The 7,148-nt window shown below is 69.5% G+C and carries 8 protein-coding genes; 6 read left to right on the top strand and 2 right to left on the bottom strand.

All coding sequences use genetic code 11. The features are described from left to right. Nucleotides 1–48: 48 nt before the first annotated feature. Together AC0T5L_RS26160 and AC0T5L_RS26165 are read right to left on the bottom strand one after the other, a co-directional pair. Entirely contained in the window at nucleotides 49–618 is a 570-nt protein-coding gene (locus tag AC0T5L_RS26160; RefSeq protein WP_476168155.1) for a nicotinamidase, read from the bottom strand. 62 nt (nucleotides 619–680) lie between these two features. After that, nucleotides 681–1,982, bottom strand: coding sequence for a nicotinate phosphoribosyltransferase (locus tag AC0T5L_RS26165; RefSeq protein ID WP_476168156.1), 1,302 nt, complete (start codon nucleotides 1,980–1,982; stop codon nucleotides 681–683). A gap of 133 nt (nucleotides 1,983–2,115) precedes the next feature. On the opposite strand from AC0T5L_RS26165, the gene AC0T5L_RS26170 reads away from it, so the two are divergent. The 6 genes from AC0T5L_RS26170 (at nucleotide 2,116) to rdgB (ending at nucleotide 6,476) form a co-directional block, all read left to right on the top strand. Further along, nucleotides 2,116–2,538 (top strand): M67 family metallopeptidase, encoded by a 423-nt coding sequence (locus AC0T5L_RS26170; protein ID WP_476168157.1) that lies wholly within the window; start codon nucleotides 2,116–2,118, stop codon nucleotides 2,536–2,538. Nucleotides 2,539–2,634: 96 nt separating this feature from the next. Continuing rightward, complete coding sequence (locus AC0T5L_RS26175) at nucleotides 2,635–2,913, top strand: MoaD/ThiS family protein (RefSeq protein ID WP_476168158.1); 279 nt, start codon at nucleotides 2,635–2,637, stop codon at nucleotides 2,911–2,913. Between the two features lie 7 nt (nucleotides 2,914–2,920). After that, the gene (locus AC0T5L_RS26180) at nucleotides 2,921–3,868 is read left to right on the top strand and encodes a PLP-dependent cysteine synthase family protein (RefSeq protein WP_476168159.1); all 948 of its coding nucleotides are present in this window, start codon (nucleotides 2,921–2,923) and stop codon (nucleotides 3,866–3,868) included. 333 nt (nucleotides 3,869–4,201) lie between these two features. Continuing rightward, nucleotides 4,202–4,954, top strand: a complete 753-nt coding sequence (locus AC0T5L_RS26185; RefSeq protein WP_476168160.1) for an MBL fold metallo-hydrolase — start codon at nucleotides 4,202–4,204, stop codon at nucleotides 4,952–4,954. Between the two features lie 140 nt (nucleotides 4,955–5,094). After that, nucleotides 5,095–5,814: a ribonuclease PH gene (rph, locus tag AC0T5L_RS26190; protein ID WP_476168161.1), complete on the top strand. Its 720-nt coding sequence runs from the start codon at nucleotides 5,095–5,097 to the stop codon at nucleotides 5,812–5,814. Nucleotides 5,815–5,870: 56 nt separating this feature from the next. Then, complete coding sequence (gene rdgB, locus AC0T5L_RS26195) at nucleotides 5,871–6,476, top strand: RdgB/HAM1 family non-canonical purine NTP pyrophosphatase (protein ID WP_476168162.1); 606 nt, start codon at nucleotides 5,871–5,873, stop codon at nucleotides 6,474–6,476. Nucleotides 6,477–7,148: the final 672 nt, after the last annotated feature.

Raw genomic sequence — 7,148 nt, forward strand, 5'->3', positions numbered from 1 at the left:
GGGGGGGGGGGGTCCGGGCCCCCCCCCCCCACTCCGTACGAGGAGTCCTCAGCCGACCAGCGGTTCGCCCTCCAGCTCCACGCCCGCCTCGCGCAGCCGCTCCAGCGCGGCGTCCACCGTGTGGCGCGACACCCCGGCGCTCAGACCGAGCAGCACCCGCGTGCGCAGGCCCTCACGCGCCGCGTCCAGCGCGGTGGCCTTCACACAGTGGTCCGTGGCGAGCCCCACCACGTCCACATCATCCACCCCGCGCTCCCGCAGCCACTCGGCCAGCGCGGTCCCGTTCTTCCGGGACACACCCTCGAAACCGCTGTAGCCGGCCGTGTAGTGCCCCTTGTCGAAGACCTCCTCGGCCAGCGAGGCGTCGAAGCCGGGGTGGAACTCCACCCCCGGCGTCCCCGCCTCGCAGTGGCGGGGCCAGCTGTCCACGAAGTCGGGGTTCTCGGAGAAGTGCTCCCCGGGGTCGATGTGGTAGTCGCGGGTGGCCACCACGTGGTCGTAGTCGCCCGTGCGGGCGTACTCGGTGATGGAGGCCGCCGTGCTCGCGCCGCCGTTCACCCCCAGGTGCCCGCCTTCGCAGAAGTCCTTCTGAACGTCCACCACGATGAGTGCCCTCATCACGTCATCCCTCTTCCGAATCCTGGGCCCGTGCCGCCCGGCCCCGGGCCGCGCACCGGCCGCTAATGGAACACCGTAGGCAGCGCAGCCTCGCCGCGCGACATCCGCAGGGCCTCCTCGGGCAGTTCCGCGACCGCCTTCCGGTGTCGCTCCCGTGCCTCGTGCACCGTCTCGCGTTCCACCACCTCGCCGTCGGCGACCAGGGGGCGCAGCAGCGGGCGCGTTCCTATCTGCGGAGTCGGCGAGTGAGGGTGGACCTCCTCTGCCACGGCCGTGCCCCTGTCGTCCAGACGCCGGACCGCCCACTTGCGGCCGCCCCGGCTGGGCTTGCCCACCGAGCGCTTGGCCACCGGCTCCAGCGGCGCGTCCTTCTCCAGACCTCGTGCCCGGGCCACCAGTTTGTACACCAGGGACACCGTCGGCGCCCCCGACCCGGTCACCAGGGCGGTACCCACCCCGTAGCCGTCCACCGGCGCCACGGCCAGGGCCTGGATGGCGTGTTCGTCCAGGTCACCGGTCACCACGATCCGGGTGCCGGTCGCGCCCAGGGAGTCCAGCTGCGACCGCACGCGCGAGGCGTGGGCGGCCAGGTCGCCGGAGTCGATGCGCACGGCTCCCAGCTCGGGTCCGGCCAGCTCCACGGCGGTGTGCACCGCCCGCTCCACGTCGAAGGTGTCCACCAGCAGCGTCGTCCCGGTGCCCAGGGACTCCAGTTGCGCCTTGAACGCGTGCCGCTCGCTGTCGTGCAGCAGTGTGAACGCGTGCGCCGCCGTGCCGCCGGTCGGCACCCCGTGGACGCGTCCGGCCTCCAGGTTGGAGGAGGTCGCGAACCCGGCCACGTAGGCGGCGCGCGCCGACGCCACCGCCGCCCGCTCGTGGGTGCGGCGTGAGCCCATCTCGATCAGCGGGCGTTCTCCCGCCGCCACCACCATCCGCGTCGCGGCCGAGGCGATCGCGCTGTCGTGGTTGTACACCGACAGCGCCAGTGTCTCCAGAACCACGGCCTCGGCGAAGGATGCCTCCACCACCAGAATCGGCGACCCCGGGAAGTACGCCTCGCCCTCGCCGTAGCCCCACACGTTCCCCGAGAACCGGTAGTCGGCCAACCATTCCAGGGTGCGCTCGTCCACGACCCCCTTGTCGGACAGGAAGTCGAGTTCCTCCGTGCTGAACCGGAACCGCTCCAGCAGGTCCAGGAAGCGGCCCGTTCCGGCCACGACCCCGTATCGGCGTCCCTCCGGCAGCCGTCGGCCGAACATCTCGAACACCGAGCGGCGGGCGGCGGCGCCGCTGTGCAGCGCCGCCTGGAGCATCGTCAGTTCGTAGTGGTCGGTGAGCAGCGCGCTGCTGCTGTCCTCGCTCATGGGCACGAGCCTAATCTGTTGGCGTGCGGATCCGCCGTGGGTGCCCCAGCCGCGATGTGACACCGTGATCCACATCGCATATCTACAATACCCATTTGGTTGGTAGGGAACTGGATATAGGTACTCTGGAGACATGCTGAGGATTGATCGCTCGATCTACGACAAGATCGTTGCCCATGCCCGCCGCGACCACCCCGACGAGGCGTGCGGCGTCGTGGCGGGGCCGGACGGCTCCGACCACCCCGAGCGGTTCGTCGAGATGGTCAACGCCGAGCGGTCGCCGACCTTCTACCGGTTCGACTCCCTCGAACAGCTCAGAGTCTGGCGTGAGATGGACGACCGCGACGAGGAACCCGTCGTGATCTACCACTCCCACACCGCGACCGAGGCCTACCCCTCGCGCACCGACATCTCCTACGCGTCCGAGCCCAACGCCCACTACGTGCTCGTGTCCACCCGCGAGCCCGACACCGTCGAGTTCCGTTCCTACCGGATCCTCGACGGCCAGGTCACCGAGGAGCCGGTGGAGGTCACCGGGGACGGCGGAGACCAGTAGGTTCCCAACCATGCGGGGGCGGCGTCCAGGAATGGGCGCAGGACGCCCCCTGTTGGCAATGAACGCACACCAACGACCGCTAACGGAGACACCTTCATGGCCATCGAGGTCCGCATCCCCACCATCCTGCGCAACCTGACCGACGACGCCAAGGTCGTCGAAGGCTCCGGCGCCACCCTCGGCGAGCTGTTCGCCGATCTGGACAGCCGCTACCCGGGTATCAGCGAGCGCCTGGTGGCCGATGGCAAGCTGCGCCGCTTCATCAACGTCTACCTCAACGACGAGGACGTCCGCTTCGTCGGCGGCCTGGAGGCCAAGCTCTCCGACGGCGACAACGTGACCGTCCTGCCGGCCGTCGCCGGCGGAAGCCGCTAGGCCGAGCATGCGCTACGACTCCCTGCTCGACTCCCTCGGCGGCACGCCGCTCGTCGGCCTGCCCCGGCTCTCGCCCTCGCCACAGGTCCGGCTGTGGGCGAAGCTGGAGGACCGCAACCCCACCGGTTCGATCAAGGACCGTGCCGCGTTCTTCATGATCGAACAGGCCGAGAAGGACGGGCTGCTCTCCCCGGGCTGCACCATCCTGGAGCCGACGTCGGGAAACACCGGCATCTCGCTGGCAATGGTCGCCAAGCTGCGCGGCTACCGCATGGTCTGCGTCATGCCGGAGAACACCTCCGCTGAGCGCAAGCAGCTGCTGGACATGTGGGGCGCCGAGGTCCACTTCTCCGACGCGGCGGGCGGTTCCAACGAGGCCGTCCGCGTCGCCAAGGAGATGGCCGCGGCCCACCCCGACTGGGTGATGCTCTACCAGTACGGCAACGCGGCCAACGCCAGGGCCCACTACGAGACCACCGGCCCCGAGATCCTCGCCGACCTGCCGGAGGTCACCCACTTCGTGGCCGGACTCGGCACCACCGGAACCCTCATGGGCGTGGGGCGCTACCTGCGCGAACACCGCCCGGAGGCGCAGATCGTGGCCGCCGAGCCCCGGTACGGCGAGCTGGTGTACGGGCTGCGCAACCTCGACGAGGGGTTCGTGCCCGAGCTGTACGACGAGTCGGTGCTCACCACGCGCTTCTCCGTGCCCTCCGACGCCGCCCTCAAGCGGACCCGGGAACTCCTGGACAAGGAGGGCATCTTCGCGGGCATCTCCACCGGGGGCGCCCTGCACGCCGCGATGGGCATGGCCCGCAAGGCCGAGAAGGCGGGCGAGCGTGCCGACATCGCGTTCGTCATCGCCGACGCCGGGTGGAAGTACCTGTCCACCGGCGCCTACGAGGGCACCCTCGAAGAGGCTGAGGAGCGGCTCGACGGCCAGCTCTGGGCCTGAGGCACACGGCGTCCGCCGCATCCTCCGGGGCGCGGCGGGCGCGGGCCCCGTCGGAGGCCGGCACCCCTTGGGGAGCCGGCCTCCGCGCTGTTCGACAACACTCAGGAAACACGTTCTGAACAAACAGGACAGAAGCTGTCAAGCCGTGTGAAAAATTCACAAGTGACTGAGGTCGCGTGAGATGCGGGCCACATTTTGTACCACCCGGGCGGCCATTGGGGTACACCCGTAACAACGGGACATCCGCAGAACCAGCCGCCATCCGCACTCCTCACAGACTCTCGACGGGGGTGCCACGGACGCCGCGCGGCCCATCGAGAAGGCGACGACGACGTGCGACTCACGATTATCGGGTCCTCCGGGAGCTTCCCCGGGCCGGACAGCCCGGCATCCTGTTACATGCTCGAAGCGGACGGATACCGCCTGTTGCTCGATATGGGCAACGGTGCGCTCGGCGCGCTCCAGCGGCACATCGACATCTATTCGGTCGACGCCGTCTACCTGAGCCACCTGCACGCCGACCACTGCTTCGACCTGTGCTCGTACTGGGTGGCCAGAATGTTCCACCCGGACGGAGCCAAACCCCGCATCCCGGTCTACGGGCCCAAGGGCGTGGCCCAACGGGTCTCCGAGGCCTACGGCCTGGCCCCCGACCCCGGCATGACCGAGGTGTTCGACTTCCACGAACTCGTTCCCGGCGAATTCGGGCTCGGCCCGTTCTCCGCCCGTGTCGACTACGTCAACCACCCCGTGGAGGCCTTCGGCATCCGCCTGGAGCACGACGGCGCTTCCATGGCCTACTCCGGTGACACCGGGGTGTGCGACTCCCTGGTCGACCTGGCCACCGACACCGACCTGTTCCTGTGCGAGGCGGCCTTCCACGACCACCGCGAACATCCCAAGGACATGCACCTGACCGGTAGCGAGGCGGGCGAGCACGCCAATCGCGCCCGTGCCCGCAGCCTGCTGCTGACCCACCTGGTGCCGTGGAACGACGACGAGGCCACGCTCACCGAGGCGCGCTCCAGCTACGGCGGCCCCATCGACCTGGCCCGCAGCGGGCAGGTGCACACGATCGTCCGCTGACCGACGGACCCGCGACGGCCCGCCGGGGCCCGTGGACGCATGGGCCCCGGCGGACCATGTCCGGGAGGGGCGGACTTCCGGAAGCCGGGTGGCCGCCTCCTCCAGTCACGGAGGGCTCCTCACGGATATACGCTCTTGATATGGCCCGACCTGACGGACGCGTTCCGACCCAACTCCGCCCCGTGACCATCACCCGCAACTGGCTCCGCCACGCGGAAGGCTCCGCACTCATCGAGTTCGGGGACACCCGCGTGCTGTGCGCGGCCAGCGTCGAGGACGGTGTCCCGCGCTGGCGCCGGGGCACCGGCGAGGGGTGGGTCACCGCCGAGTACGCGATGCTGCCTCGTTCCACCGACACCCGCGGTGCGCGCGAGTCGGTCCGCGGAAAGATCGGTGGCCGCACCCACGAGATCTCCCGCCTCGTCGGCCGCTCCCTGCGTGCCGTCGTGGACTTCAAGGCGATGGGCGAGCACACCATCACCCTGGACTGCGACGTGCTCCAGGCCGACGGCGGCACCCGCACCGCCGCGATCACGGGCGCGTACGTGGCTCTGGTCGACGCGATGAAGTGGCTGCGCAAGCGCCGCAAGCTCAAGAACAACCCGCTGACCGACTCCCTGTCCGCGGTCAGTGTGGGTGTGGTGCAGGGCCAGCCTCGGCTGGACCTGAACTACCTGGAGGACTCGGTCGCCCAGACCGACATGAACGTCGTCCTCACCGGCGACGGCAGGTTCGTCGAGGTGCAGGGCACCGCCGAGGGCGCCCCGTTCGACCGCGACCTGCTCAACCAGCTGCTCGACCTCGCCGCCACGGGCTGTGAGGAACTGACCGCGATCCAGAAGAAGGCGCTGTCGGAGTGACCGTCGCGAAGCGGGCCGGTACCCGGACCGGTGGTGCCCGCGCGGGAGGGGGAACCGTGAAGATCGTCCTGGCCACGCGCAACACGAAGAAGGTCCCCGAGATGCGGGCCATCCTGGCCGAGGCCGGGGTGGAGGCGGAGGTGCTCTCGCTCGACGCGTTTCCCGACGCACCCGAGGTTCCCGAGACGGAGCCGTCCTTCCTCGGGAACGCGCTGCTCAAGGCGCGCGCCATCGCCGAGCACACGGGGCTGCCCTCCGTCGCCGACGACTCCGGCCTGAGCGTGGACGAGCTTCGGGGGATGCCCGGAGTCCTGTCCGCGCGCTGGGCGGGCCGCTTCGGTGCTGGCGACCAGGACCAGGCCAACCTGGACCTGGTCCTGGACCAGTTGGCCGACACCCCCGCCGAGCGCCGGGGCGCCGAGTTCGTGTGTGCCGCGGTGCTGGTGATGCCGGACGGGACCGAAGCCGTCGCCGAGGGCGTACTGCGCGGCCGTCTGACGTGGGAGCGCCGGGGGGCGAACGGTTTCGGCTACGACCCGGTCTTCGTCCCTGAGGGGGAGAGCCGCACCACGGCGGAGCTGTCCCCCGAGGAGAAGAACGCCATCAGCCACAGGGGGATCGCCTTCCGCAGGCTGGCCCAGGAACTGGCGGACATCCTTTGAGCCCGGGCCCCTCCATCCGGGGACGACAGTGCCGGGGTGGAGGGGCCGACGCCGGGGCGGGAACGCTCTGGCACCGCCCCGCCGCCGCACCGGTAGCCGGGCAGGGCGGGACCCGACGGGAGCCGCCGAAGAATCTCGGGGGGAATCCCGTCCTCCCATGTTTGGTCCACCCGGCCCACGGGGAGGATCGTCCTTGTCTGACAAGCAAGCCAACGTAGCGACAGACATGGCCCCGAGGGGTCGGCGCTCCGGAAGGCGCCGCTTACGCGGACCGGACGGACTGTTCACCAGCCGCACGGCCAACGCGGATCGTCCGTACACACGGGGGTTCCCTCCCCGCCGGGACGGATTTGACGCCACCGGGACAGTTGCCTAAACTCGATCGGGTCGCTGCGGGACGGCGAGGATCCTTTCGGGATCGACTCAGCACCGGACCGCGCAACGCGAACACTCCTCTCCAAGCCCAAGTGGTTCGAGCACGTTCTCGGAGCATGTAAGCTCAGGGAGTTGCCTCGAAAGAGGAACCAGTCTTTGAATCTGATCTGGTGCTGACGCATTCGGTGCAGGAAAACCGCAAGGTTGGAATGCACAGAGAAAACCGCCGATTTGGCGGGGTGCGGAACACCTGATAAAGTAAAGACACAACAAAGCGGAAACGCACAACGCTTTCCA

This window comes from Nocardiopsis sp. TRM 82005 (assembly GCF_056312425.1).